The following is a 26,591-nucleotide window of genomic DNA, read 5'->3' as shown; positions in this document are numbered from 1 at the left end:
CGCGGTGTACCAGTCGTGGAAGCGGTCGTGGTCGTCCTGGTCCAGGCCGAGCATGTCCACGATGACGTTGATCGGGAACCGGGTCGCGTACTCCGACACCAGGTCCACCCGGCCGCGGTGGCGGAACCGGTCGATCAGCCTTCGGCTGTTGTGCTCGATCACCGGAAGGAAGCGTTCGCGCAGGTCCTTGCCGCGGAAGGCGGGGGCCACCAGGGCCCGCCGCACGGCGTGTTCACGGCCGTCCAGTTGCAAGATGGTGCGCCCGTGCACGGGTTCCAGTTGCCAGGCGTAGTTCTCGGTGGAGAAGACGTCGTTCTTGAACGCCCGACGCACGTCCTCGTACCGGGAGACGACGTAGCTCCCGGTGGCCTCGTGCCACAGCAACGGGGCGTCCTCACGCATCATCCGATAGGCCGCGTAGGGGTCGGCGGCGAACTCGGGGGAGAGCAGGTCCGGGACCTTGCGGGTTGTGGTCACAACGATCACGCTCCTGGAGGTGGGCCGAGCGACCACAGTAGGTAGGAGCGTCGCGGTAGACCAGAGCCCAGCGTTATATCCAGGCGAAATGCGTGATACGTCCGCCTTTGGAATGTCCGGAATGCGGGTGGACGCGCGGGATTCGGTCGGCCGAGAGCGTGACGCGTGGGGTCATGCCTGCCCGGTCGCCTCCTCGGCGGCCTCCTGGGCGATCCTTTCGAACTGGGCTCCCATGGCCTCGGCCAGGGCGGTGGCCGCGGACAGTGGGCGGACCATGACGACGAGGTCGTCGATGAGGCCCTCCTCGTTCACGTGCAGGAAGTCGCAGCCGTTGATCCACCGGTCTCCGACCTTGGCCTCGAACACCAGGGCGTGGTCACGGCCGTCGGCGTCGGCGATCTCCCGGACGTAGCGGAAGTCGCTGAAGACACGGTCGACCCCGCGCAGGATCGCGGCGGTGATGGAGCGCCCGGGATAGGGCTTGAAGGCGACGGGACTGGTGAAGACCACGTCCTCGGCGAGCAGGGCGCGGATGGCTTCGTGGTCGCCGGCCTCGACGGCCTTCCTGAAGGGATGCACGGTGCTCCGATGGTCGAACGAACATGTGCGTGGGAGGTTATCAACCGGGCCGCGGGCGGCCCGGTCGCGACCGCCCGGTAACCTCGTCGCCGTTCGCCCTCGACCGGCCCCGTCCAAGAGAAAGGCACTCCCATGAGCGAGGAGTTGTCCGCGCGCGTCGACGACCACGTCGGGGTACTGGAGATCCACCGACCACCGCACAACCACTTCTCCCTGGACGTGCTCACCGAGCTTGCCGACACCGCCGAGGAACTGGCGGCGGACGGATGTCGGGCGTTGGTGTTGTGCTCCGAGGGCAGGAACTTCTGCGCGGGGGTGGACTTCGCTGCGGGCGGTGTCGGAAACAACCCCGTGGACACCCTCAGCGCCATCTACGGGCAGGGCCTGCGTCTGTACTCGCTGCCGATCCCGGTGATCGCCGCCGTCCAGGGCGCCGCGGTCGGCGGTGGGCTCGGGCTGGCCTGCTCGGCGGACTTCCGGGTGGCCTCGCCCGGCACCCGCTTCCACGCCAACTTCGGTCGGCTGGGACTGCACCAGGGTTTCGGGCTGACCGTGTCGCTGCCGCGCATCGTGGGCGCCCAGAAGGCCGCCGACATGTTCTACACCGCCCGTCGGATCCCGGGGGAGGAAGCGCACGCCATCGGCCTGGCCGACCACCTGGTCGAGGACGGGGCGGTCCGCGCCGGGGCCCTGGAGCACGCGCACCGGATCGCCGCGTCGGCGCCGTTGGCGGTGCGCTCCATGAAGGCCACCATGCGCGCGGACCTGCTGGCGGCCCTGCCCTCCGCGCTGGAGCGCGAGATCGTCGAACAGGCCCGTCTGATGTCCACGAAGGACAACGAGGTGGGTGTCACCGCGTCCCTGGACCGCACCGACCCCGTCTTCACGGGGGAGTGAGCCGACGGTTCAGGAACCCAGGGCGCGTTTGAGGATCTTGCCCATGTCGTTGCGGGGCAGCGCTTCCAGCACGTGGAGGCGTCGCGGGCGCTTGTGCGGGGCCAGTTGCGCGGCCACCAGGTCGGCCAGCTCCGCCAGGGTGGGCGCCTGCGCACCCCTGGGAACGATCCACGCCACGACCCGCTCGCCCAGGTCGGGGTCGGGCTCGCCGGTGACGGCGGCCTCGGCCACCCCGGGGTGCGCCAGCAGCACGTTCTCGATCTCCCCGGCGCCGATCTTGTAGCCACCGCTCTTGATCAGATCGGTGCTCTTGCGTCCCACCAACCGGACCAGGCCCTGAGCGTCGACGGTGGCCATGTCCCCGGTTCGGAACCAACCGTCGTCGGTCATCGCCTCGGCGGTGGCCTCGGGACGGTTCAGGTACCCACTGAACAGGTTGGCGCCGCGCACCTGCACCTCACCGACCTCCTCGCCCGCGGGGAGCGCGGCCCCGTCGTCGCCGACCAGACGCAGTTCCACCCCGTCCAACGGGGTGCCGACCGCACCCGGGCACGGCGGGTGGTCGAGGCGGACACTGGTGTTCATCAGGGTCTCGGTCATGCCGTAGCGCTCGACGACCCGATGTCCGGTGGCGGCGGTGAGGCGTTCGTGGTCGGGCAACGGGAGCGCGGCCGAACCCGACACCAGCAGGCGGGCCCCGGCCAACGCCCGAGCCAGGGACGGATCCTCCCGCACCGCCTCGGCCAGGCGGTGGTACATGGTCGGCACCCCGAACAGGAGCGTGCCCTCGCCCTCCAGGCCTCGACGGACCGCTTCGGGTTCGAATCGACCCAGGTGGTGCAGGGAACCACCCAGGTACAGGGGCCCGAACACGCCCAGGACGAGGCCGTGCACGTGGAAGAGCGGCAGACCGTGCACGAGCACGTCCCGTTCCGTCCACGCCCAGGCGTCGGCGAGCGCGTCGAGGCCGGCCAGGATCGCGCGGCGGGAGATCAGCGCCCCCTTGGGCGGGCCGGTGGTACCGGAGGTGTAGACGACCAACGCGATGGACTCGGGGTCCACCTCGCGTACGAGCGGGGGAGTGACCGGGTCGGCGGAGGCGTCGACCTCGCGCACGGGGAGATCGGCCAAGGCCTGGGGGAGCGCGACGCCGGGCGGAGCGAGCAGGAGTTCGGGTCGGCTGTCGTCGATCACGTGCCGCAGCTCCCGTTCCCCGGATCGAGGGTTGAGCGGGACGACCGGGACCCCGGCCAGGACCGCCGCGGTCACGGCCACGCAGGTGTGCGGTGACGGGGTCGCCCACACCGCGACCCGGCCGTCGGGCAGGTCGGCCGCGAGTCGGGAAGCGGCCCCGGCCAGTTCCCGGTAGGTGAGACGGTGGTCGCCGAACCGGAGGGCGGGTCGGTCGACGGGAGCTGTGACGAGGGGGAACACGGGCTGGTCCCTTCGTGGTGGACGGTGTGCCGGAACCATCCCTATACCATCGGCGCGGTGCCCGACCCCTGGGAGCCGGACACCGCGCCGATGGGTTCGTTCCTCGGAGGGAACGATCGCTCACTCGAACTCGTCGACGTTCTCCTCGGTGACGACCTCCACCGGGACCATCACGGTCTCCTCCAGGCTCTCGCCCTCCACGGCGGCGATCGCGTTGCGCAGCGCGACCCGACCCAGTTCGGCGGGTTGCTGGGCCACGGACGCGTACAAGGTGCCCTCGGCGACCGCTTCGAGACCCTCGGGGGTGCCGTCGAAGCCGATCACGACGGCCTCCTCGCCACGGGAGGACAACGCCGCGGCGGCGCCGAGCGCCATCTCGTCGTTCTCCGCGAACACGGCGTCGATGTCGCCGTTGCCCTGGAGCATGTTCGTCATCACGTCCAACCCCTTGGACCGGTCGAAGTCGGCGGGCTGTCGGGCCACCACCTCGATGTCGGGGAACTCGGCGATGCCCTCCTCGAAGCCGGAACCGCGCTCACGGCTGGCGGAGGTGCCCGGGGTGCCCTGCAACACCACGACCCGGCCCTCCTCGCCGATCGCCTCGGCCAACTCCTGGGCCGCCAACCGGCCGCCCTCGACGTTGTCGGAGGCCACCAGGGTCTCCACGTCGGCCTCGTTGACGCCGCGGTCGGCCGCGACCACGGGGATGTCGGCGTTGTTGGCACCGCCCACCGGAGGACCCGCGGCGTCGGAGTCCACCGGGTTGATCACCATGGCGGCCACGCTGGTGCTGACGAAGTTCTGGATCTGGTCGGCCTGCTGCGACGCGTCGTCCTGGGCGTCGGTGACGACCAGTTCCACACCGGCCTCGTCCGCCTCCGCCTGTGCCCCGTCCCGCATCTGCAAGAAGAACGGGTTGTTGAGGGTGGACAGCGACATCCCGATCCGGGTCGTTTCGGTCCCGGAGTTCGGGGTCAGGAACGACAGGGCGCCGACCACGAGGGCGGTCACGGCCGCCGCGACCGCGAGCTGGATCCCCCGTTTGCCACGGCCTCCGTTCGCGCCGGAACCGGTACCGGAACCCGCGCCCGCGCCACCGGAGCGGCGGCGCAGCGTGTCGAACAGGACGGCGATCGCGATGACCACACCGATGACGACCTGCTGCCAGAACGCCGACACCGACAGCAGGTTCAGCCCGTTGCGCAGCACCGCCAGGATCAGCGCACCGACCAGGGTGCCGAACGCCGAGCCCACGCCACCGGCGAGGCTGGCGCCACCGATGACGACCGCGGCGATCGCGTCCAGCTCGTAGCCCTGGGCGGCCTGTGGCTGGGCCGAGGCCAGACGGGAGGCCAGGATGATGCCGGCCACGGCCGCGAACAGACCCGACAGCGCGTAGATACCGAGCTGGTGCCGCTTGACGCGGATGCCGGACAGACGCGCGGCCTCCTCGTTGCCACCGATCGCGTACATCGCGCGTCCGGCGAAGGTCCGGCGCAGGATCACCGCGGTGACCAGCACCATCACCAGCATGATGATCACCGGGACGGGCAGCCACCCGCCCAGCGAACGGCCCAGGACGGCCACGGAGTCCGGCAGTGAGATCGGGCTGCCCTCGGACAGCACCAGGGACAGGCCGCGTCCGATCGACAACATCGCCAGGGTGGCGATGAACGAGGGCAGCCTGCCGTAGGCGACCAGCACACCGTTGACCAGACCGCACGCGACACCGGTGGCGGCGGCGAGGGGAAGCGCCAACCAGATCGGGACGCCCTGCACCGTGGCCAGGAAGCCCAGCACCGTCGCCGACAACGCCGCCACCGAACCCACCGACAGGTCGATCCCGCCGGCGATGATGACGAAGGTGACACCGAAGGCCAGGATCGCGATGACGGCGGCCTGCACACCCACGTTGAGGAGGTTCTGCGCCGTCAGGAAGTCGTCGGAGAGCAACGACATGACCACGACCAGGATGGCCAGGGCGGTCAGCGCGCCGTTCTCCAGCAGGAATCTTCGTAGGGCGGACCAGGTGCCGCCGCTCTTGTCCGTATCAGTGGCCATCGTGGCCCTCCACTCCGTGCTCTTCAGTGCTCGACCGGGGGCCGGCGGCGACCGCGAGGGACATCACGGCGTCCTGCGTGGCGTCCTCCGCGGAGAGCTCCCCGGTGATGCGGCCCTGGGCCATGACGAGGATCCGGTCACTCATCCCCAGCACCTCGGGGAGGTCGCTGGAGATCATCAGCACCGCGTGACCGGAGGCGGTGAGTTCGTTGACGAGCCGGTAGATCTCGACCTTGGCGCCGGCGTCGACGCCGCGGGTCGGCTCGTCCAGGATCAGCACCCGAGAGTCGGCCAGCAGCCACTTGCCGATGACGACCTTCTGCTGGTTGCCGCCCGACAGGGTGCGCACGTGCTGGGAGATGCTCGACATGCGCACGCCCAGGTCGCCGGCGATTCGCAGGGCGGAGGCGCGCTGCCCCGCCAGGTTCACGAACCCGGCCCTGCTGGTGGGGCCCAGCGTTACCAGCCCCAGGTTCTCCTCCACGGAGGCGTCCAAGACCAGGCCCTGACCCTTGCGGTCCTCGGGGACCAGCCCCAGACCGGCGGTCATGGCCGCGTTGACGTCACCGCCGGGCAATGGACGGTCCAGGACCTCGACCGTTCCGGAGTCGTAGGGGTCCGCGCCGAAGACGGAGCGGGCGACTTCGGTGCGTCCGGCACCGACCAGCCCGGCCAGCCCCACGACCTCGCCCGCGTGGACCTCCAGGTCGACGTCCTCGAAGTGACCGACCCGGGTCAGCCCCCGCACCCGCAGCAGCGACTCGCCCGTCCCGGGGCGTTCGCGCGGGTACTGTTCGTCGATGCTGCGCCCCACCATCAGGCGCACCAGTTCGTCCTCGGGGGTGTCGGCGCCCACGTGCGCGACCGAACGGCCGTCCCGCAGCACGGTCACCCGGTCGGCGAGCGCCCCGATCTCCTCCAGGTGGTGGGTGATGAAGACGATGCCCACACCCTCCTCACGCAGGCGGCGCGCGATGGTGAAGAGCCGCTCGACCTCTTCCGTGGTGAGCACGGCGGTGGGCTCGTCCATGATGAGGACCTTGGCGTTCAGACTGAGCGCCTTGGCGATCTCCACCATCTGTAGACGGGCGATGCCCAGTCCGCGCACCTTGGCGCGCGGGGACACGTCCACGCCCACGCGTTCGAGCAGCGCGGCGGCCTCGGCCTCCATGCGTCGGTGGTCGATGAACCCGAACCGGCGGGGTTGGCGGCCCAGGAAGATGTTCTCCGCCACCGTGACGTCGGGGACCAGGTTGAACTCCTGGTAGATGGTGGCGATGCCCAGCCGTGCGGCGTCCTGGGCGTCCCGGATGAGGGTTTCGGAATCCTCGACGAGGATCCGGCCGCGGTCGGGGCGGTGGGCACCGGAGAGCACCTTGATGAGGGTGCTCTTGCCGGCCCCGTTCTCACCGAGGAGGGCGTGGACCTCGCCCCGACGCAGGTCGAAGTCGACGTCGTCGAGGGCGACCACCCCGGGGAAGGCCTTACGCACCCCCTCGATGCGCAGGAGTTCGTCCGTACTACTCACGTGTGGCTCCCTTGGTTTCCGGCTCGCCGCAGGAGCGGCGCACGACGAGGTGGGCGGGCAGGACGGTGGATGAGGCGGGCGCCCCCGCGATGAGGTCGGTCAGGGCCCGCACCGCGACCCGGCCCAGCTCCGCCGTGGGTTGGGCGATCGTGGTGATCGGCGGGTCGGTGTGCGAGAACCACGGGATGTCGTCGAAGGCGGCCAGGGCGATGTCGTCGGGGACCCGCAGACCGCGCGCACCGATCTCGTCCAGGGCGCCCAGCGCCATGAGGTTGTCGGTGGCGAAGACGACGTCGGGGGGCTCCGCCAGGTTCAGGAAACGTTCGGTGCAGACGCGTCCGCTCTCGGCCTGGAAGTCGCCGCGGCCCACGTACTCGTCGGGCAGCGCGAGGCCATGGACGGCCAGGGCCGCGCGGAAGGCGTCCACGCGCTCGCGGCCGGTGGTGGTGGCCGCGGGCCCGGTGATGATGGCCAGACGCCGGTGGCCGAGCGCGTGCAGGTGGTCGACGAGGTCGGCGATGGCCGTGCGGCCGTCGGATCGGACCACGGGCACGTCGACGCCGGTGATCCAGCGGTCGACGAACACCACCGGGGTGTCCCCGGCCGCGGCCTCCAGGGTCATGGGGGAGCGGCCGTCGGCGGGGGAGACGAGGAGGCCGTCGATGCGCCGGTCCAACAGGCCGCGTACGTGGTGGTCCTCCAGGTCGGCGCGTTCGTCGGCGTTGCCGATGATGACGCTGTAGCCGAGTTCGCGGGCCTCCTCCTCCACGGCGCGGGCCAGTTCGGTGAAGTACGGGTTGAGGACGTCGCTGATGACCAGGCCGATGGTTCCGGTCCGGTGGGTGCGCAGCGAACGGGCCACGACGTTGGGGCGGTAGCCGAGCGTGCCGGCGGCGGCCAGGACCCGTTCGCGGGCGTCGTCGCTGACCGAGGGGTGTCCGTTGAGCGCCCGGGAGACCGTGGCCACGGACAGGCCGGCCGACTCGGCGACGTCCTTGATGCTCACCATGGCGTCCACACCCCTCTCTCATCTCGTGGAAACGATTACATGGTCGAAAGCGATGATGCCAGACGAGAAGGACACAAAAGTTCACACACTGGGGCCGCAGAGATCTGGAACACACGAATTTCCCGGTATGTGTGGTTTTCCGGCATGCTTCACGGAGGAAAATGTGATGCCGGTCACAGGGTTCGCTTCGCCGGTGTCACCGGTAGTAGCGCCACCACGTCGCACGAGCAAGCGCTGAAAGGTTCAGAGTGACGCCAGGAACTCGTCGATGCCCTCGACCTCGGCGCGATCGTAGGTGCTGACATTGGCGAGGAGTTCGGCGGCGCCGGTTCGCTCGACGAGGTCGGTGAGCGAGTCCACCACCTGGTCCGGGGTACCGGCGATCGCACCGGACAGCCAGTCGTCCACCGCCCTGAGCTTCATCGCGCTGGTCGTACCAGCGAGCAGTCGACGGACCTCCTCCACGGGCCTCAGCGCCCGGAACTCGCCCACCTCCCGCGAGTCCGCGTAGGCCCAGGCCTCGGGAAGCAGCAGGTCGCGGGCCCGCTCGGCGGTCTCCGCGACGGCGATGTCCACGTTCACGACCAGGTAGGGCTCAGGCGCGGTCGGACCCGGTCGGAAGTCCTGGAAGTAGCCGGCCAGGCGATCCGGGTCGCGTAGCAGCGGCCCTCCGGCCACCACGGGCAGCCCCAGGTCGGCGGCCAGGGTCATCCCGCCCTTGATGGCGAGCATGAACACCGGGGGAGGTTCGACGCGCGGCCTGACGGTGATGTCGGCCGTCCCGTTCAGATATTCGAGGACCTCCTCGACCTCGGCCGGGTACTCGCCCTCCCGCAGGGCGGTCCGCCCCAGCGCCCTGCGGATCCGCGTGGTGAAACCGAGCGAGCCGCCGAGCCCCAGGTCGAACCGGCCGGGGAAGAGCGCCGCCAAGAGCAGGGCCTGCTCGGCGATCACCATCGGGCTGTGGTTGGGGACCATGATCCCGCCCGTGCCCAGCCGGATCCGGTTCGTCCGGGCTCCGATCGCGGCGAGCAACACCGCGGGGGCCGAGCCGGCGATGCCCGGGACCGCGTGGTGCTCGGCGGTCCAGAACCGGTGGAAACCCAGCTCCTCAGCGCGCACCGCCCTCTCGACGGTCGTCGCGATCGTCTCCGCGTCGGATTCTCCCGCGCGGGTCCGTGAACGGTCGAGCAGAGAGACGCGCATGGCCTTGATTCCCCTCGTTCGCGGCCGTGGGTGGTCCGCTGGATGCTACGCGGTTTCGCGCCGACCCTGGGAACAGCGAAAGCGGGCTCCCGAAGGAACCCGCTTCCGTTATCTGTGGGCGATACAGGACTCGAACCTGTGACCCCTACCGTGTCGAGGTGGTCACAGCCTCGGGACGACCTGCGTAAACCTGCATCCGTGCACGTCAGAGTGTTCCGTTGAGGGATCTTCACACCGGACTGGGAGATTCCTTCCCCGTGGGGTCCCTCGGTCACCAGGAAAGGGTGATCGGGATGGAGCCCTCCCGTTGGTCACGATGGGTCACCATCACGGCCGTTCTGCTGCTGGCGATGATCGGGGGCGGAGGGGCACTGAGACCGATCTGTAGATCGTGCACGATCCGAATGAGGAGCCCAATGGAATGCCTGCTTTGTCTCCGTTTCAGGATCGGGCTTGGCGATGGGCGCTGGAACGCCGGCGCGAGACGGGGGATCTCCCGAGCGGCAACGCCTCTGGTTCACCGCCCTGGCCCGGATGGCCGAACTGTCCGTGTCCAGCACCGCGTCCGCCAGGGGGCGGCTCCTGGCGACGGCCCCACGCCACGGCGGCACGGCGCGGGCCCGAGGGCTGCGCCGTGCCGCCGACTTCACTGGCCAGGGAACCCGGGGCGACCCCCGGTAGGGGCTCGTCCTCGGCATTCCAGCCCTCCTCGTAGTAGTCGTCGTGGAGAATGAGGCCGCTCTCCTCGAGTGCGCGAATCATGGACGGAGCCGGGTCGTGGTCAGTCCAGAGCCGACACAGGGAGGATCTGGACCGGCCACCTTCGCCGATCGCCGAAATGGCGCCACTCCCTCGGGTAACCCAGCGACACCTCTCGGAAGGGAACCCCGTCGTGGACCGTCTTCCGGGGTATGTGCAGGTGGCCGTAGACGACCGCGGTCACGTCGGGACGCAGGTGCCACTCGGCGGTCCGTACGGTACCGCACCATTGGGCGAACTCCGAGTAGCGCAGGACACGGGTCGGGTCCTCGACCAAGGGGTAGTGGTTGACGAGGATCTTGGGAGTGTCGATGTCGCACAGGGCGAGTCTGCGCTCGGACTCGCGGACCCGGGCCGCGCACCACGCCTCCCTGGTCGGGTACGGATCGGGATGCAGTAGGAATTCGTCCGTGCACACCACGCCCTTCTCCTTCGCCAGGGCCAACGAGCTCTCCTTGGAGTCGGTGCCCGGCGCGAGGAACGAGTAGTCGTAGAGCAGGAAGAGGGGCACCACCTGGGCTGGGCCTCCGTCACCGGTCCAGACGGGGTAGGGGTCCTCTGGGGTGAGGACCCCTAGGTGGCGGCACATGTCGACCAGGGCGCGGTACCTCGCCTCGCCCCGGAGCCGGATCGGATCGGACGGGTGGGTCCACAGCTCGTGGTTACCCGGTACCCAGATCACGCGGGCGAAGCGGGCGGCGAGTGTACCGAGGACCCGTTCGATGTCGGCGAAGACCTCACCGACGTCTCCGGCCACGATCAGCCAGTCACCCTCGGTCGACGGGGTCAGCTGATCGACGATGTCCCGGTTCTCGGGATGAGACACGTGAAGGTCGCTGACGGCGAATAGCCGAGCTCTGTCGGAAGACCGGGGTGGAAGGGCTGGCAGAAAAGACACGGGAAAAGTTTTACTTTCTCTTCGTTGGCCGGTGTGACTGTACGAGGGCGGCGCGGTGCTCCTCGGCCAGGACCATCATCACCCCCGGCGCGACCATTCTCCGGAAAATCCTGGTTAGTGCATAGGCGGTCGCAACGCCCGATCCGCCGCCCACTGTCGGGCGAGTCCAACCAGTTGTTGCAACACCGGGCTGTTCGCTGTGCACCGGCCATACCGGTCTGGACATGGGCGCGGTCGCGGCACTGGGTGGATCGGCGCGACTGGCATGGGTCGCCGACCACGACCCCCACGTCAGCTCTTTGCTCAGAGCTCGCTTCCCCGACGTGCCCAACCTCGGCGACCTCGCCGCCGTGAGATGGAACCGGGTCGAGCCGGTCGACGTGATCACCGCCGGTTTCCTCTGTCAGGACATCAGCGCTGCTGCCAGGGATCACGTTCAACGAGGCGCGACGGCACTCTCACCGGACCGGGCAGGGACACAGTGTGCCGGGGATGGGTCGGGTCTATGAGCACGTCACGCCGCGGATGCGGCGGCGTGTACTCAGGCTCGAAGCCCGGTGGTGAGGGAACGTGGCGGCTCTTACCCACAAGGAACGGGAGCGGTTGTCCGGTATGGCGCCGATGCTCGAAGAGCACTACCGTGGAAACAGCGAAAGCGGGCTCCCGAAGGAACCCGCTTCCGTTATCTGTGGGCGATACAGGACTCGAACCTGTGACCCCTACCGTGTCGAGGTAGTGCTCTAGCCAACTGAGCTAATCGCCCTCATGCGAGATGAGGTACATCTGGAGCCGGCGACGGGAATCGAACCCGTGTGCAGGGATTTGCAGTCCCTTGCCTAAGCCACTCGGCCACGCCGGCTTGGTCGAAGCACGAGGTCGCCGAACGGCACCCGTATGTGCCTTTCTCCGAGCGGACGACGGGATTCGAACCCGCGACCCTCACCTTGGCAAGGTGATGCTCTACCAGCTGAGCCACGTCCGCGTGTGGTCTGGAACGCGAGGTTCCAGGCCCGATCCGAGATTATCACCGATGGGTGAGTGCTTCGGATCATCCGAGCGGACGACGGGATTCGAACCCGCGACCCTCACCTTGGCAAGGTGATGCTCTACCAGCTGAGCCACGTCCGCGCGGCGAGTGCTTGCCACGGCCTTGACCGTGTCCCTCGCTGCGTTAAGAACTCTAGCGGATGTTCGGGCAAGTACGAAATCGGCTTCTCAAAGGGGTTGTGCGCCCTGCCGAGGCAGGCCGACGTGGCCCGCCGCGGCGGCAGGGGCTACTTCTCCACATGCGCGGGCGTGGAAGGAATGTCGGGGCGCGGAGGCGCGGACAGGTACTGGCCGACCCGTTCGATCACCTTGTTCATCTCGTAGGCGATCAGGCCCACGTCACTGTCGGCGTCCGCCATCAGGGCCATGCAGGCCCCGTCGCCGGCCGCGGCGACGAAGAGGAAGGCGCGGTCCATCTCGATGATGCTCTGTCGGATGTCGCCGGCCGAGAACTGCTTACTGGCCCCTCCCGCGAGGCTGTGCAGTCCGGAGGCGATCGCCGAGAGGTGTTCGGCGGCGGGACGGTCGAGGCCACTGGAGGTGGCCATGAGGAGCCCGTCGGTGGACAGGACGATGGCGTGCTGTGTGCCCGAGGCGCGAGTCAGGAGGTCGTCCAGCAGCCAGCTGAGTTCGCCGCGGGCGGTGCTCGGTGGGGTCATGTCTCTCTTCGCTGTGTCGGTCGTCGGTCGTGCGTGGAGCACGCGCTCTGCGGGGGCGCGCGGTGCGGGGCGGAAGGGTGTCGGGGGCGTTGTCCTCCGGTCCCGCATAAGCGTTGCCCAGATGATAGTCATTCGTAACTTATCTGTCCGGTCATCGTCCCGTGGACCAGGTGGGCCGGCCACCCCACATGCCGCCCTGACCAGTGAGGACGGCGCGGAAAAAGTCCCGGAGGCGTCGCTCGACGGCCGGTGCCGGTCAACGCACTTGCCAAGGTGTACCGCCGGAAGGTAGCGGCGGGCCCGATGGTGGGAGGATTCAGGGGAAACACCGGCCCGACCAGGGCCCTTGAGAGTTGGGGGTTGAGATGAGGGTGTGGATCGCCGGAGCCGGCTACGGCCGCGGCGCCGTGCTGGAGGAGAAGGACGCCCGGATCCCCGTGGTAGACCACGGCATCACCGTCGGCGACGGAGTGTTCGAGACGGTGCGAGCCCAGAACGGTCGACCGTTCGCGTTGACGCGGCACCTGAGGCGCCTGGCCCGCTCCGCCGCGGGTCTGGGCATGGACGAACCCGACCTCGAACTGATCGCGGACGGCGTGGCCCGAGCGGTGGCGGCCAACCCCGAGATGACCGACGCGCGGGTGCGCGTCACCGTCACCGACGGGATCGGGCCGCTGGGTTCGGACCGGGGCCAGGGCGAACAGACCATCATCGTGGCCCTGGGTCCCTTCCCCGGCATCCCCGCGCACACGAACGTGGCCCTGGCCCCGTGGCCGCGCAACGAGTTCGGCGCCCTCGCCGGGCTGAAGACCACCTCCTACGCCGACAACGTGCGAGCCTTGGCCTACGCCCGAGAGCGCGGCGCCACCGAGGCGATCTTCCGCAACGTCTCGGGGAACCTGTGCGAGGGCACCGGGAGCAACATCTTCGTCGTGCTGGACGGGCGACTCGTCACGCCGCCGCTGTCGGCCGGCCCGCTGGCCGGGATCACCCGTGAGCTCGTCCTGGAGTGGCACGGTGGAGAAGAGGAGGACGTGCCGATGGAGCGTCTGCCCGAGATCACCGAGGCGTTCTTGACCTCGACCGGACGTGACGTGCAGCCGGTGCTCCACATCGACGACCGGCGGGTGTCGGCCGAACCCGGGCCGATCACGCTCAAGGCGATGGCGGTGTTCGCCGAGCGTTCCGCCGCGGACCTGGACCCGTGATCCCCGCTTGAGACGGCGAGAGGAGGGGACGGCGCCCAGGCGCCGTCCCCTCCTCTACTCGTTCACCCTGTTCCCCGTGGTGTCGGTGGTGTCCGAAGATCGCGCCGCCCCGCGGAGGATGCCCCACACCGACCGATCACTCAGGAGTGGAGGTGCTGCTGGATCTCCTCGTCGAGGTCGACGAAGGTTCCCTCCTGGCCGGCGGGGACGATCTCGTAGGTGCGGTGCAGGAACTCGGCGAGTGGGGACACCTGGGTGTCGAACTCGGCCTGACCGAAGGGGGAGGAGAGAGCGATGCTCACCGAACGCTCGCCCTCCTCGTCCTTGGAGGGCCACACGCGCACGTCGCCCTCACCGACGGGACGCACGATGCCCACGGTGAGGAGTTCTCGCGCGAAGATCCACTCGACGGGGGTGTCCTCGCCGGTGTGGAAGGCCACGCGAATCGCGTACGGGTCGTCGGAGCTGTAGTCGAGTCGCGCGACCAGTGGAACCGCGGTGCGCTCCGGGACCACGAGTCGCAGGCCCAGCTCGGCGGTGGCAGTCGTGTCGCTACTGTTCATGTTCGCCAAACCTTTTCTCGTCCGGCCCAGGCGTTCCTGGGGCGCCGGCCGGTTGCCGTCTCACTTGGTTCGACGCGGCTGGCCGCGGATCATGACGTGAGTACGGAGACTTTTTTCTGGTCGATGGGACCGGAGGTCTCGCTGCCCGCCCAGCGGGTCCAGCGCGCCGCGGGGCGGCACCACGATCCTTCGTCACTGTAATGACCAGGAGAAACCAAAGATTTCCCCATGTCGAGTGTCCCGTGTCACGCGAAGGTCGACTCGCGCTTGTCTCGGGCGGGTCCACGAAACCGGGAACTCCTACTCATTGCGGGGATCGCGGCCGTGGGCGTCCCCTTGTGGGGGAACCCGAACGACGTTATGTGACCTCCGTCACACTCCAGTGAATCCGCCGGGCGGTCCGTGGTGTGCCGAGCACTCCAGAACATGCGCTAAAGTTTTTCTTGTCAGGCCGACGAGGCCGGACGGGGGCACAAGCCCGACAGGGGCGATTAGCTCAGTTGGCTAGAGCGCATCGTTCACACCGATGAGGTCACTGGTTCGAGTCCAGTATCGCCCACAACCAAGAAGGACCGGATCCGTATCACGCGGATCCGGTCCTTCTTTTTCTGGTTTTGGTCGCCCCAACCCCGGGCAACGTGCGCCTTTGCGTCGGGGTGTCGGTTTCGGCGCCGACCGTCCCGGAAAACGTCCGCGCCCATTTTCCGGGGAGGCCCGGGCCCTGCTTCGTGGCACTAGCGTGAGCGGCGGAGGGCCTTGCGTCGGGCGCGATGTTCGCGGAACCTTCGCAGGTAGTCGTCCTTGAGCCGTGTGGCCCACCGTTCGCCGCGCATCGTCCAGACCTTCGCCGGGTGCAGCAGCCGCCGGGCCCAGCGGAACTCGGTGCTGAGGATGAGCAGCCCGAGCAGCATCGAGGCGATGCCCGGTCCGGGGACCACCAACATGACGATCCCGGCGAGGATGACCACCGCTCCCACGGTGCCGACCAGCAGGCGCCAGGGCATGTGCAGGACCGGGTGGGTGTGCATGTACCTCCGGAACAGGCGCAGTCGTGCTCGAAGGCGACGCCACCGGCGTACGTGGGCTCGGTGACCAGGGGATGTCTCCTGTGTCGGAGGTCCGTCGGATGGACTCGCTGACATGCGCTCACAGTATTCGGTCGAAGCTCGGCTCGGCATTCGGGTCATACTCGGGGCGGGTCGGTGGTCTGCCGATTCTCACTGATCTCGGGTGAGTGATCAATGGGCCGGCGCCGAACCCGAGAAGAATCAGGAGGAAGCCGACCTTCCAGGGCATATACGTCTGTGTGTGACCAGGCCGGATTCTCCGGAGAACTTCGACGGACCCGGTCGGCCGATGGCCGAATCCACCGACCGAATCAGGACGGCCGGCCCTCACCCCCGCACCCATCGTCCTTCCCGAACACAAGAGCCCCATTCCTCCGGTCGCTCGACCCTGTGGACAACGCGTCGACCTCCTCTCGAAGCCGCTAGCATCGAAGACGGAACACCAGGCCGCCGCACCGGTGGCCGGTGTCGAACCGAGACGCACCCATCAACCGAGACGTATCCCTAGGAGTCACCGTGTCCGCCGCGCCTGAGCTGCACATCACCCTCGCCGGAACCCCGCGTGCGGTGGCGGCCACGACCACCGCGGGGCAGGCCCTGGAAGCGGACGGCAGGACCGTGATCGCCGCCCTGGTCAACGGCGAGCCCCGCGACCTCTTCCGGGAACTGGCCGATGGCGACACCGTCGAGCCGATCACGATCGACTCCGAGGAGGGGCGGGCGATCCTGCGCCACTCCACCGCGCACATCCTCGCCCAGGCCGTCCAGGAACTCTTCCCCGAGGCCAAGCTGGGCATCGGCCCGCCCGTCGAGAACGGTTTCTACTACGACTTCGACGTCGCCGAGCCCTTCACCCCCGCCGATCTCAAGAGCATCGAGAAGAAGATGCAGCAGATCGTCAAGCAGGGACAGCGCTTCGACCGCCGGGTGGTCTCCGACGACGCCGCCCGCGCCGAGCTGGCGACCGAGCCCTACAAGCTGGAGCTGATCGACCTCAAGGGCGGCGCGGCCGAGGCCGCCGATGGCGCCTCCGCGGAGGTCGGCGCCGGTGAGCTCACCATCTACGACAACGTCCACCCGCGCACCGGCGAGCTGTGCTGGAAGGACCTGTGCCGTGGGCCGCACATCCCGACCACCAAGGTCGTCCCCGCGTTCAAGCTGATGCGCACCGCCGCCGCCTACTGGCGCGGCAAGGAGACCAACCCGCAGCTGCAACGCGTCTACGGCACCGCCTGGGAGGACAAGGAGTCGCTCAAGGCGTACCTGACCTTCCTGGAGGAGGCCGAGAAGCGCGACCACCGCAAGCTCGGCTCCGAACTCGACCTGTTCTCCATCCCGGACGAGATCGGTTCCGGCCTGGCGGTCTTCCACCCCAAGGGCGGCATCATTCGCCGGGTCATGGAGGACTACTCGCGCAAGCGCCACGAGGAGAGCGGCTACGAGTTCGTCTACACCCCGCACGCCACCAAGAGCACCCTGTTCGAGAAGTCCCAGCACCTGAGCTGGTACGCGGACGGCATGTACCCCCCGATGCAGCTCGACGGCGGTCAGGACTACTACCTGAAGCCGATGAACTGCCCGATGCACAACCTGATCTTCGACGCGCGCGGGCGTTCCTACCGTGAGCTGCCGCTGCGCATGTTCGAGTTCGGCACCGTGTACCGGTACGAGAAGTCCGGCGTGGTGCACGGGCTGACCCGCGCGCGCGGCTTCACCCAGGACGACGCGCACATCTACTGCACCAAGGAGCAGATGGCCGGCGAGCTCGACTCGCTGCTCACCTTCGTGCTGGACCTGCTGCGCGACTACGGCCTCGACGACTTCTACCTGGAGCTGTCCACCAAGGACCCGGAGAAGTACGTCGGTGAGGACGACGTCTGGGATGAGGCCACCTCGATCCTGCGCGGGGCCGCCGAGAAGCAGGGGCTGGACCTGGTCATGGACCCGGGCGGCGCCGCCTTCTACGGACCGAAGATCTCCGTCCAGGCCAAGGACGCCATCGGCCGGACCTGGCAGATGTCCACGATCCAGCTGGACTTCAACCTGCCCGAGCTGTTCGACCTGGAGTACACCGCGGCCGACGGCTCCCGTCAGCGCCCGGTGATGATCCACCGTGCCCTGTTCGGTTCCATCGAGCGGTTCTTCGCGGTGCTGCTGGAGCACTACGCGGGCGCGTTCCCGGCGTGGCTGGCCCCGGTCCAGGTCGTGGGCATTCCGATCGCCGACGAGCACGTGCCCTACCTCCAAGAGGTCGAGGCCAAGCTGCGCGCCGAGGGTATTCGCGTTGAGGTGGACGCGAGCGACGACCGGATGCAGAAGAAGATCCGTAACGCCCAGAAGCAGAAGATCCCCTTCATGCTGCTGGCCGGTGACGACGACATCGCCAAGGGCGCGGTGTCCTTCCGCTACCGGGACGGTTCGCAGAACAACGGCGTACCGGTCGACGAGGCGGTCGCCGAGATCGTCGAGGCCGTCCGCGAACGCCGCTGATCCGGTTCCACGAAAGCACGGAGCGCCCGTCCCTTGCGGGGTCGGGCGCTCTTTCGTGTGCCGCGGAGGGGCCGGTCAGGATCGCTCACGCGGGCGACGGGGTTCGTCGTCCTTGAAGAGGTCATCGCGAGAGATCTGCGCGGTGGCGTTGGGGTCGGGGGCGGCCTCTTCCTCGTCGTCCTTGAAGAGGTCGGCGCGTGAGATGCGGTGCGTGGAATCGGGGTCGCTCATGGGTCCACTCCTTGGAGGTTCGGGGCAACCCGGATTTTATCCGCAGCTCACAGTGTGGCCGAACGTCCGGATTCGCGCACGTACGGTCGCGGCGGGATCAGGGGTCGGCGGTATGGGGTTGCCAGGCATGGGCCGGGATCCGGTTCACCAGGTCGATCAGGTAGTCCGCCGCGGTCAGCGCGCGGTCGGGGTCCAGGCGCATCGGCGCCCAGGTGAGGATGTGGTCCCCGGTGAACCGGATCGGAAGCGACCGTGATCGACAGTCCGACAACAGCCACGCGGCGGTCGCGTGGTCGAGCACGGCCCGGGTGAAGTGTTCGTCGGCGCCGACGGTGCGGAAGGCGCCGGAGAAGGAGACTTCGACCTGTGCGGGTTCACCCCGCCCGTCGAAGGAGACGGCCCTGGCCAGGTCGCGGCGGTGGATCTCCAGGTCCGCCCCATGTCCGGGGGTGCGCACGGCCACGACGCGGTGCGTCGTGCCCTCGCCGCCACGTCGGTCGGGGGCGTGGGTGAGTTCGAAGGCGGTGACCTGGTGGCGGTCGCGGTGGCCGATCAGAACGTGGTGCGCGCGGGGGTCGTGACCGCGCAGCGCGTCGGGCAGGGTGGCGCCCTCCAGGGGCGAAGACCGTTGTTCGACGTACTCCCAGCCGTGTTCACGGGCCCAGGCGTTCAGCTCGGTGACGCGTTCCTTGCGAAAGTGCGCGGCGACGATGATCGCGCCGGCGGACACCACGACGGTGGCCAGGGCGATCATCGGCAGGGCGCCTTCCATCCGGTGTCTCCTCATGAGGACTGTGGGAGAGCCCTGGGATCCGGGGCGGGGGCGCCGCTGTCCGGATCGGACGCGCGCCCGGAAGAGCAGGGGGCCCGCGCCGGCCATGTACGCCCATTCTGTGCCGTTTGTCGCTGGTTGTCACCCCTCGGGAGTGTTCCCTGACGTCACCACACACACTTTCGTCGCACTGTGCACATCCACCCCACCTGCGCCATGACCGGCCACGCACGACCTTCACAGTGGGCGACCCGCCACCATCGCAGTGTGAACTCTGTCCGGATGTGGCCACGATCAGTAGGGGCGCATGACGCCGTTTCGGGCCAGGGACAGCAGGATCCGCTCGGGGGACGGACGGAGTTCGGGGGTGTTCGCCAGCGCCGCGCGCACCGTGGAGAGGTATTCACCGGGCAGGCCGATCAGGTCGGCCTCCGCGCGCAGGATCCTCCGGGTGATCGCCTCCGGGGCGGACCCGAACGGGTTGCGTCCGGTGGCGGCGTAGACGGTCAGTTGACCCCAGCCGAACACGTCCGAGGCGGCCGAGGCGGGAGCTCCGCGCAGGCGTTCCGGCGCGATCCACCCGGGGGTGCCCCAGACGGGGCCGTGCGGGGTCTGTTCGGCGCGCCGGGCGGCCACCCCGAAGTCCAGCACGCGGGGGCCGCGCGGGGAGAGGATGACGTTGCCGGGTTTGAGGTCGCGGTGCACGATTCCGGCCCGGTGGATGTCGGCCAGCGCCGCGGCGACTCCGGTGACCACCCGGGCCAGCGCGCGGTCCCGCAGCGGACGCACGTCGCGCACCTGTTCGCTCAAGGTGGGGCCGGGAACGTGCCCGATGGCCAACCAGGGGATGACCGCTCCGGGCGCGGCCCCCGCGAACCGTGGAACGAAGCGGCTGCGCACCCTACGAAGGGCGGCGACCTCCCGGGTGAAGCGTTCCCTGAACTCGGGGTCGTCGACCAGTTCGGGGTGGACCGCCTTGACCGCCACCAACCGTCCGAAGCGTGACCGCGCGAGATAGGCGGTCCCCATACCGCCGGACCCGAGCCTGCCGAGCAAGCGGTAGGGGCCCAGGCGCGCGGGATCGTGCGCCCCGAGCGGGGCCGCGCCGTTGGGGTCGTGCGACGTCGAGAAGAGAGGCGTGGGCACGGTGCCGAGTCCTCGGGGGGAGAGGGCGGGTACATCGAGCACGCCCATACTCTCAGCGCGCGCGTCCCGCCGGCCGGTGAGGGGCCCCTTCCTCACCCATACGGCCTTCCTCGGGTTCAGACCTCGACGATGTCCAGCGCGCTTTCGAGCCCCTTGAAGTCGTCCACGTTCCTTGTGTACAGGGCAAGCCCGTGGACGGCGGCGATAGCGGCGATCATCAGGTCCATCCTGCGTGGCTTCGGGCTTCGGTTCGCGGCCATGGTCAGCGCTACGAGGGTGCCGTATCGAGCGGCGGCTTCTCCGCTGAATGGGAGGGGGACGAAATCCACGGCTGCGATCTGGAGCCGTTCGGTACGTGCGGCTCTGGTCACCGGATCCTTCGCCATGGCCACTCCTTGATGAAGTTCGGCCATGGTGATGGAAGTGATCTCGGGATAATCGGGCAAGGCTGCGGGGTCGAGATCTGGAAGGTCGATGAAAGCGCAGGTGTCGAGTACCCCTGACGTGTGCTGTGGCTCAGTCATCTTCGCCTTCGTCGACCCGGTCCTCGTCCCCGAACAGCTCGTCGGCTTCGGCTCTCATCGCGGAGTGGTCGATCCTGGGTAGATGCCGGTGACGTTCGACGAGCTCTCGCGCGCTGAGCCTACGCCGACGGGGGACCGGTCGAACCTCGGCTACTTCGACTCCGTTTCGGGTGACATGAAAGGTTTCTCCGGCCTCCACCGCGTCCATGACAGAGGCGGCCTTGTTCCGGAACTCCCTCTGGGTGATGGTCTTCATACTCCAAGTGTAGCCCCGTGTGTCTCATCGTGCTACAGGGTGCAAGAAGCGGCGCCGGGGCGCCGTCGGGTTTCGATGGCGCCCCGGCGCCGCGTGGCCTTGTGGCTAGGCGGGCAATCCGAGTTCGCGGGCGATGAGCATCTTCTGCACCTCGCTCGTCCCTTCCCCGATCTCCAGGATCTTGGCGTCACGGTAGAACCGGCCCACCGCGTAGTCGTTCATGAACCCGTATCCACCGAACACCTGGGTGGCGTCGCGGGCGTTGTCCATCGCGGCGTTGGAGGCGATGAGCTTGGCGATCGCCGCCTCCTTCTTGAAGGGCTCGCCGGCCAGCATTCGGGAAGCCGCGTCGTAGTAGGCCAGGCGTGCCGTGTACGCGCGGGCCTCCATCTCGGCGATCTTGAACTGGATCGCCTGGTAGGCCGCGATGCTGTTGCCGAAGGCCTGGCGCTCGTGGGCGTAGCGCACGCTCTCGTCCACACAGCCCTGGGCCAGCCCCACGGAGAGCGCCGCGATGGCGATGCGTCCCTCGTCGAGGATCCGCAGGAACTGGGCGTACCCGCGACCGCGCTCGCCCACGAGGTTGGCCTCGGGGACCCGGCAGTCCTCGAACACCAGCTCATTGGTGTCCGAGGCGTTCCACCCGACCTTGGAGTACTTCTGTCCCACCGAGAAGCCCGGGGTGCCCTTGGGTACGAGGATGGCGGAGATCTCCGGCCGCCCGTCCTCGCGGCGCCCGGTCACGGCGGTCACGGTGACCAGCGCGGTGATGTCGGTCCCGGAGTTGGTGATGAACGACTTGGTCCCGTTGATCACCCACTCACCGTTCTCCAACCGCGCGGTGGTCTTGGTCGCCCCGGCGTCCGAACCACCGTCGGGTTCGGTCAGACCGAACGCGCCGAGCGCCTCACCGGAGGTCAGTTTGGGCAGGTAGGCCTTCTTCTGCTCCTCGGTGCCGAACCGGAAGATCGGCATCGCGCCCAGCGAAACCCCGGCCTCCAGGGTGATCGCCACGGAGGAGTCGACCCGGGCCAGCTCCTCCAGGGCCAGACACAGGGCGAAGTAGTCGCCGCCCATCCCGCCGTGCTCCTCGGGGAACGGCAGCCCGAACAGCCCCATGGTCCCCATCTTGGCGACGAGATCGTAGGGGAAGGCGTTCCGCTCGTAGAAGTCGCCGATCACCGGCTTGACCTCGGTCTGGGCGAAGGTCTCCACGGCGGATCGCAGGTCGTCGTGCTCGGTGGACAGTTCGTGGCGCTTCATCGCTGCTCCTCGATGATGGAGGTGGAAGGGGTGTCGGCCGGGGCATCGGCCTCGACGGTGACCAGGACGGCGTCCATGGGCACGGAGGAACCGGGACGGACCGCCACGGTGGCGACGGTGCCGTCGATCGGTGCGGGCACGGAGTGCTCCATCTTCATCGCCTCGACCACCGCCAGGGTGGTGCCGGCGGTGACCCGTTGGCCCACTTGGACGGGAACGTCCAGGACGGTGCCGGGCATGGGGCTGCGCACGGTGCCGTCGGCGGTCGCGTCGTCCTCACGCGAGGCCGCGGTGACGGGTTCCTCGTGCACGCTCCAGGCGGCGCCGGCCGAGCCCAGCCACCGGTGATCGGTATCGGGGTCGTCGGCGCGCAGGTAGGTGCGGGTGTGTTCGGGGGTCGTGACGGTGAGCCGGGTGCCGTCGGTGGAGCGGCGGGCACGCAGGGAGACGGGCTCCCGATCTTGCGTGCTCACCTGATAGAGGCCCGGACCGCCGTCGCGCCGAACCCGGACGATGACGGCGTCATGTCCGGGAACCCGCAGTCGCCACGGGGTCCATGCGGGTCCGCCCATCCGCCAGCCGTCCGGAACCGCGAACCGGTCGGCGGTCGGGCCGTTCTCCAGGTCGAGCTGGTGGTCCAGGGCCGCGGCGACGTACACCTCGGGCAGACGGTCGGGCGCCGGCTCGGGCGGGTCGGAGGCGATGAGGTCGGTGCTCAGATCGCCCTCGAACACGCGCGGGTGGCGCAGCAACCGGCGTAGGTAGGCGGTGTTGGTCACGCAGCCCAGCAGGGTGTAGGAGGCCAGCGCCGCGTCCATCCGGTTCAGCGCCTCGGACCGGTCCGCGCCCCAGGTGATGACCTTGGCCAGCATGGGGTCGAAGTCGGAGGTGACCGCCCCGCCCTCGGCGATACCCGAATCCACGCGCACGTGCGGGCCGTCGGGTTCGTCCAGGAGCAGGATCGGTCCGCCCGAGGGCAGGAACCCTCGATCGACGTCCTCGGCGTAGATCCTGGACTCCACCGCGTGTCCGACCCAGGACACCTCCTTCTGGGTGAAGGGCAGTGCCTCCCCGTAGGCCACGTCCACCTGGAGTTCCACCAGGTCCACGCCGCGCTCGTCCCGTACCGCGACGACCTCTTCGGTGACGGGGTGTTCCACCTGAAGCCGGGTGTTCATCTCCAGGAAGGAGAACGACAGCTCCCCGTCCGGACCGGTCTCGGCGATGAACTCCACGGTGCCGGCGCCCACGTACCCGCAGGAGCGGGCGGCGGCCACGGCGGCCTCGCCCATGACCTGGCGTTGGGCGTCGGTGAGCAGGGGAGAGGGAGCCTCCTCCACCACCTTCTGGTGTCGGCGTTGCAGGCTGCACTCACGTTCGCCCAGGTGCAGGACGTTGCCGTGGGTGTCGGCCAGAACCTGGACCTCGATGTGGCGGGGGCGCTGGACCAGCTGCTCCACCAGCAGGGTCGCGTCGCCGAAGGAGGCCAGGGCCTCGCGGCGGGCGGACGCGGCGTCGGCGATCAGCGTGTCGGCCGCTCGCACGGCCCGCATGCCCTTGCCCCCGCCCCCGGCCGAAGGCTTGATCAGCAGTGGGTAGCCGGTCTCCTCGGCGGCGCGCAGCAGCTCCTCGTCGCTCAGGGGCCGTCCGGGTTCTTCGGTGAACCCGCCCAGTACGGGCACGCCGGCGGCGGCCACGGTGTCCTTGGCGCGGATCTTGTCGCCCATGGCCTCGATGGCGGAGGCCGGCGGGCCGATGAAGACCAGCCCCGCGTCGGTACAGGCGCGGGCGAAGTCGGCGTTCTCCGACAGGAAACCGTAGCCGGGGTGCACGCCGGTGGCCCCGCAGTCCAGGGCCAGGGCGACGATCTTGTCGGCGTCCAGGTAGTGCTCCACCCGCAGCGCCACGTCGGCGGCGAGGGTGTGCGGGGCGTTCGCGTCGGCGTCGGTGTACACGGCGGCGGTGCCGACGCCCATTCGGCGCAGGGTGCGCATGACGCGCAGTGCGATCTCGCCCCGGTTGGCGACCAGCACGCGCGAGGGCACGCGGGTCCCCGGGCTGGTTCGTGGTGTCGTGCTCAAGGGTTCCTCACATCCGGAAGACGCCGTAGCCCACCGGTTCCAGGGGCGTGTGGCGGGCGGCGGACAGGGCCATGGCGAGCACGTCGCGGGTGTCGGCGGGGTCGATCACGCCGTCGTCCCACAACCGTGCGGTGGAGTAGTAGGGGCTGCCCTGCTCCTCGTACTGGTCGCGGATGGGGGCTTTGAAGGCCTCCTCGTCCTCGGCCGACCACTCCTCGCCACGCCCCTCCTTCTGGTCGCGGCGCACCGTGGACAGCACGGAGGCGGCCTGTTCGCCGCCCATGACGGAGATGCGGGCGTTGGGCCACATCCACAGGAACCTGGGGGAGTAGGCGCGGCCGCACATCGAGTAGTTGCCGGCGCCGAACGAGCCGCCGATCACCACGGTGAACTTGGGGACGCGGGCGCAGGCCACGGCGGTGACCATCTTCGCGCCGTGCTTGGCGATGCCACCGGCCTCGTAGTCGCGGCCGACCATGAATCCGGAGATGTTCTGCAGGAACACCAGCGGGATGGAGCGGCGGTCGCACAGTTCGATGAAGTGGGCGCCCTTGAGCGCGGACTCGGCGAACAGGATCCCGTTGTTGGCGACGATGCCCACCGGGTGTCCGTTGATGTGCGCGAATCCGGTGACCAGGGTGGTGCCGTACTCGGACTTGAACTCGGTGAACTCGCTGCCGTCGACGACACGGCCGATGACCTCGCGCACGTCGTAGGGGGTGCGGGTGTCGGCGGGCACCACTCCGTACAGTTCCTCGGGGTCCAGCTTCGGTGGACGCGGGGCGCGGGTCTCCCAGGCGGGTGGGTCGAGCGGGCCGAGGGTGTCGGCGATCCGACGCACCTTGCCCAGGGCGTCGGCGTCGTCGTCGGCGAGGTGGTCGGTCACGCCGGAGACCCGCGAGTGCAGGTCGCCGCCGCCCAGTTCCTCGGCGGTGACGACCTCGCCGGTGGCGGCCTTCACCAGGGGAGGGCCGCCGAGGAAGATGGTGCCCTGTTCGCGGACGATGACGGCCTCGTCGCTCATGGCGGGCACGTACGCGCCGCCGGCGGTGCACGAGCCCAGGACCGCGGCGATCTGCGGGATGCCCTGCCTGGACATGGTGGCCTGGTTGTAGAAGATGCGGCCGAAGTGCTCCCGGTCGGGGAAGACGTCGTCCTGCATGGGCAGGAAGGCGCCGCCGGAGTCGGCCAGGTAGACGCACGGAAGCCGGTTGTGCAGCGCGACCTCTTGAGCGCGCAGGTGCTTCTTGACCGTCATCGGGTAGTAGCTGCCACCCTTGACGGTGGCGTCGTTGGCGACCACCACCACGGGGCGGCCGGCCACGCGTCCGATCCCGGCGATCATTCCGGCGCCGGGCGCGTCCTGACCGTCCTCGCCGTAGAGACCGTAGGCGGCCAGCGGGGCGATCTCCAGGAACGGGGATCCGGGGTCCAGGAGTAGGTCGACGCGCTCGCGGGGGAGGAGCTTGCCGCGTTCGACGTGACGCGCGCGGGTCTTCTTCGGGCCGCCGAGGGCCGCGGTGGCGATCCGCTCCCGCAGCTCCGACGCGAGGGCGCGGTTCGCGGCCTCGTTGGCGGCGAACGCGGGTCCGGCGGTGTCCACCGCCGAACCGAGCACAGGTGCCCTGCTCATGTTGTCCTCTCGTGGAGGGATGTTAATGCTCACTAACAACGGTGATGTTAGTAACTACTAACATGGCTGTCCAGGGTTGGCGCGACTCGGAAGGCGGGCGGATGGCGGCGAGGGCTGTGGGACTCAGAACGGCTGGGCGACGGGTGGCGATCCTGGGCGCGGCGGCCCGGCTCTTCGCCGCTCACGGCTACAGGGGGGTGACCATCGACGACCTCGGGCGGGCGGTGGGCACCACCGGTCCCGCGCTCTACCGACACTTCCCAGGGAAGGAGGCCCTGCTGGGCGCCGTCCTGGTGGACATCAGCGAACGTCTCGCCGAACGCGGTCGCGACCTCGTATCCGGGTCCGATGATCCAGGCGAGGCCCTCACGGCACTGCTGCGCGGGCACATCGCCTTCGCGCTCGACGAACCCGACCTCATCACGGTGCACGACCGTGAACTGGGCAACCTCACCGCCGAAGACCGGCGCAGGGTCCGTCGGCTCCAGCGCGGCTACGTGGAGGAATGGGTCGGCGTCCTGGCCAGGTTGCGTCCCGACACCCCGGCGTCCACCCTGCGCGCCTCGGTGCACGCCGCGTTCGGCCTGCTCAACTCCACCCCCCACAGCCGCGGGTCGCTCTCCCGCGAGGCCATGGCCGACCTGCTCCTGCGGATGGGTGCGGCGGCCCTGCTCGCCGACGACACCTGACCGGACCCGCGTGAAGGGGGAGGGCGGCCCGAGTGCCGCCCCATCACGCACACCACCAGCAACAACCCCAGGGTGTCGGTGACGATGAACCTCTTACGGCCGTTGACCTTCTTG

At 69.1% G+C, this 26,591-nt stretch carries 24 protein-coding genes, 5 tRNA genes and 1 pseudogene; 6 read left to right on the top strand and 24 right to left on the bottom strand.

Annotated features, from left to right (window positions below):
• A pseudogene (locus ABZ717_RS25110) lies at positions 1–477 on the bottom strand (cytochrome P450); the annotation flags it as partial.
• Between the two features lie 171 nt (positions 478–648).
• On the bottom strand, positions 649–1,056 hold the full coding sequence (locus tag ABZ717_RS25105) for a nuclear transport factor 2 family protein (RefSeq protein ID WP_358514626.1): 408 nt from the start codon (positions 1,054–1,056) through the stop codon (positions 649–651).
• A gap of 132 nt (positions 1,057–1,188) precedes the next feature.
• Here ABZ717_RS25105 and ABZ717_RS25100 point away from each other — a divergent pair, with 132 nt between their 5' ends.
• Positions 1,189–1,953: an enoyl-CoA hydratase/isomerase family protein gene (locus ABZ717_RS25100; RefSeq protein WP_358514624.1), complete on the top strand. Its 765-nt coding sequence runs from the start codon at positions 1,189–1,191 to the stop codon at positions 1,951–1,953.
• Positions 1,954–1,962: 9 nt separating this feature from the next.
• On the opposite strand, the gene ABZ717_RS25095 is transcribed toward ABZ717_RS25100, so the two are convergent.
• From ABZ717_RS25095 to ABZ717_RS25065, 7 genes are all read right to left on the bottom strand, one after another.
• Positions 1,963–3,387, bottom strand: a complete 1,425-nt coding sequence (locus tag ABZ717_RS25095; RefSeq protein WP_358514622.1) for an acyl-CoA synthetase — start codon at positions 3,385–3,387, stop codon at positions 1,963–1,965.
• A gap of 120 nt (positions 3,388–3,507) precedes the next feature.
• A complete protein-coding gene (locus ABZ717_RS25090; protein WP_358514620.1) occupies positions 3,508–5,448 on the bottom strand; it encodes a substrate-binding domain-containing protein in 1,941 nt (646 codons plus the stop codon).
• Complete coding sequence (locus tag ABZ717_RS25085) at positions 5,438–6,976, bottom strand: sugar ABC transporter ATP-binding protein (protein ID WP_358514618.1); 1,539 nt, start codon at positions 6,974–6,976, stop codon at positions 5,438–5,440. Before ABZ717_RS25085 ends, ABZ717_RS25090 begins: the two co-directional genes overlap by 11 nt.
• Complete coding sequence (locus ABZ717_RS25080) at positions 6,969–7,985, bottom strand: LacI family DNA-binding transcriptional regulator (protein WP_358514616.1); 1,017 nt, start codon at positions 7,983–7,985, stop codon at positions 6,969–6,971. The genes ABZ717_RS25085 and ABZ717_RS25080 overlap by 8 nt, the downstream gene beginning before the upstream one ends.
• Positions 7,986–8,228: 243 nt before the next feature.
• Positions 8,229–9,191: an MsnO8 family LLM class oxidoreductase gene (locus ABZ717_RS25075; protein ID WP_358514614.1), complete on the bottom strand. Its 963-nt coding sequence runs from the start codon at positions 9,189–9,191 to the stop codon at positions 8,229–8,231.
• A gap of 441 nt (positions 9,192–9,632) precedes the next feature.
• Positions 9,633–9,953 (bottom strand): hypothetical protein, encoded by a 321-nt coding sequence (locus tag ABZ717_RS25070; protein ID WP_358514612.1) that lies wholly within the window; start codon positions 9,951–9,953, stop codon positions 9,633–9,635.
• A gap of 19 nt (positions 9,954–9,972) precedes the next feature.
• A complete protein-coding gene (locus tag ABZ717_RS25065; RefSeq protein WP_358514632.1) occupies positions 9,973–10,839 on the bottom strand; it encodes a metallophosphoesterase in 867 nt (288 codons plus the stop codon).
• A 233-nt stretch (positions 10,840–11,072) separates the two neighbouring features.
• On the opposite strand from ABZ717_RS25065, the gene ABZ717_RS25060 reads away from it, so the two are divergent.
• Positions 11,073–11,357, top strand: coding sequence for a hypothetical protein (locus ABZ717_RS25060; RefSeq protein ID WP_358514610.1), 285 nt, complete (start codon positions 11,073–11,075; stop codon positions 11,355–11,357).
• Between the two features lie 180 nt (positions 11,358–11,537).
• Here the strand turns inward: ABZ717_RS25060 and ABZ717_RS25055 are convergent.
• The 5 genes from ABZ717_RS25055 to ABZ717_RS25035 form a co-directional block, all read right to left on the bottom strand.
• Positions 11,538–11,611, bottom strand: a tRNA-Val gene (locus ABZ717_RS25055).
• A gap of 21 nt (positions 11,612–11,632) precedes the next feature.
• Positions 11,633–11,707 (bottom strand) — tRNA-Cys (locus tag ABZ717_RS25050).
• Positions 11,708–11,757: 50 nt separating this feature from the next.
• Positions 11,758–11,830: transfer RNA gene (locus ABZ717_RS25045), tRNA-Gly, on the bottom strand.
• Positions 11,831–11,903: 73 nt separating this feature from the next.
• Positions 11,904–11,976 (bottom strand) — tRNA-Gly (locus ABZ717_RS25040).
• A gap of 146 nt (positions 11,977–12,122) precedes the next feature.
• Positions 12,123–12,554 carry a roadblock/LC7 domain-containing protein gene (locus ABZ717_RS25035; RefSeq protein ID WP_358514608.1) on the bottom strand — a complete coding sequence of 144 codons (432 nt, stop codon included), beginning with the start codon at positions 12,552–12,554 and terminating at the stop codon, positions 12,123–12,125.
• A gap of 365 nt (positions 12,555–12,919) precedes the next feature.
• On the opposite strand from ABZ717_RS25035, the gene ABZ717_RS25030 reads away from it, so the two are divergent.
• The gene (locus tag ABZ717_RS25030) at positions 12,920–13,762 is read left to right on the top strand and encodes an aminotransferase class IV (protein ID WP_358514606.1); all 843 of its coding nucleotides are present in this window, start codon (positions 12,920–12,922) and stop codon (positions 13,760–13,762) included.
• Positions 13,763–13,902: 140 nt separating this feature from the next.
• Here ABZ717_RS25030 and ABZ717_RS25025 read toward each other — a convergent pair whose 3' ends face one another.
• Positions 13,903–14,325, bottom strand: coding sequence for an SsgA family sporulation/cell division regulator (locus ABZ717_RS25025; protein ID WP_067605082.1), 423 nt, complete (start codon positions 14,323–14,325; stop codon positions 13,903–13,905).
• A gap of 485 nt (positions 14,326–14,810) precedes the next feature.
• On the opposite strand from ABZ717_RS25025, the gene ABZ717_RS25020 reads away from it, so the two are divergent.
• Positions 14,811–14,884, top strand: a tRNA-Val gene (locus tag ABZ717_RS25020).
• Between the two features lie 175 nt (positions 14,885–15,059).
• On the opposite strand, the gene ABZ717_RS25015 is transcribed toward ABZ717_RS25020, so the two are convergent.
• On the bottom strand, positions 15,060–15,353 hold the full coding sequence (locus ABZ717_RS25015; RefSeq protein WP_358514604.1) for a PGPGW domain-containing protein: 294 nt from the start codon (positions 15,351–15,353) through the stop codon (positions 15,060–15,062).
• Between the two features lie 555 nt (positions 15,354–15,908).
• Here ABZ717_RS25015 and thrS point away from each other — a divergent pair.
• Positions 15,909–17,882: a threonine--tRNA ligase gene (thrS, locus tag ABZ717_RS25010; RefSeq protein ID WP_358514602.1), complete on the top strand. Its 1,974-nt coding sequence runs from the start codon at positions 15,909–15,911 to the stop codon at positions 17,880–17,882.
• 75 nt (positions 17,883–17,957) lie between these two features.
• On the opposite strand, the gene ABZ717_RS25005 is transcribed toward thrS, so the two are convergent.
• From ABZ717_RS25005 to ABZ717_RS24970, 8 genes are all read right to left on the bottom strand, one after another.
• Positions 17,958–18,113, bottom strand: a complete 156-nt coding sequence (locus tag ABZ717_RS25005) for a hypothetical protein (RefSeq protein ID WP_358514600.1) — start codon at positions 18,111–18,113, stop codon at positions 17,958–17,960.
• A 97-nt stretch (positions 18,114–18,210) separates the two neighbouring features.
• Positions 18,211–18,885 carry a hypothetical protein gene (locus ABZ717_RS25000; RefSeq protein WP_358514598.1) on the bottom strand — a complete coding sequence of 225 codons (675 nt, stop codon included), beginning with the start codon at positions 18,883–18,885 and terminating at the stop codon, positions 18,211–18,213.
• 294 nt (positions 18,886–19,179) lie between these two features.
• Complete coding sequence (locus ABZ717_RS24995; RefSeq protein ID WP_358514596.1) at positions 19,180–20,073, bottom strand: serine/threonine-protein kinase; 894 nt, start codon at positions 20,071–20,073, stop codon at positions 19,180–19,182.
• A gap of 74 nt (positions 20,074–20,147) precedes the next feature.
• Positions 20,148–20,555, bottom strand: a complete 408-nt coding sequence (locus tag ABZ717_RS24990; protein ID WP_358514594.1) for a type II toxin-antitoxin system VapC family toxin — start codon at positions 20,553–20,555, stop codon at positions 20,148–20,150.
• The gene (locus tag ABZ717_RS24985) at positions 20,548–20,811 is read right to left on the bottom strand and encodes a type II toxin-antitoxin system prevent-host-death family antitoxin (RefSeq protein WP_358514592.1); all 264 of its coding nucleotides are present in this window, start codon (positions 20,809–20,811) and stop codon (positions 20,548–20,550) included. Before ABZ717_RS24985 ends, ABZ717_RS24990 begins: the two co-directional genes overlap by 8 nt.
• A gap of 105 nt (positions 20,812–20,916) precedes the next feature.
• The gene (locus tag ABZ717_RS24980; RefSeq protein ID WP_358514590.1) at positions 20,917–22,074 is read right to left on the bottom strand and encodes an acyl-CoA dehydrogenase family protein; all 1,158 of its coding nucleotides are present in this window, start codon (positions 22,072–22,074) and stop codon (positions 20,917–20,919) included.
• A complete protein-coding gene (locus ABZ717_RS24975) occupies positions 22,071–24,155 on the bottom strand; it encodes a biotin carboxylase N-terminal domain-containing protein (protein ID WP_358514588.1) in 2,085 nt (694 codons plus the stop codon). The genes ABZ717_RS24980 and ABZ717_RS24975 overlap by 4 nt, the downstream gene beginning before the upstream one ends.
• Positions 24,156–24,162: 7 nt before the next feature.
• Complete coding sequence (locus ABZ717_RS24970) at positions 24,163–25,773, bottom strand: carboxyl transferase domain-containing protein (protein ID WP_358514630.1); 1,611 nt, start codon at positions 25,771–25,773, stop codon at positions 24,163–24,165.
• 116 nt (positions 25,774–25,889) lie between these two features.
• Between ABZ717_RS24970 and ABZ717_RS24965 the strand changes: the two genes are divergently transcribed.
• Positions 25,890–26,477 (top strand): TetR/AcrR family transcriptional regulator, encoded by a 588-nt coding sequence (locus ABZ717_RS24965; RefSeq protein WP_358514628.1) that lies wholly within the window; start codon positions 25,890–25,892, stop codon positions 26,475–26,477.
• The last annotated feature ends 114 nt before the right edge of the window (positions 26,478–26,591 follow it).

This window comes from Nocardiopsis sp. NPDC006832 (assembly GCF_040635885.1).
Classification (GTDB): domain Bacteria; phylum Actinomycetota; class Actinomycetes; order Streptosporangiales; family Streptosporangiaceae; genus Nocardiopsis.
Note: the sequence above shows the minus strand (reverse complement) of the source record. Positions and strands in the feature narration are given on the sequence as shown.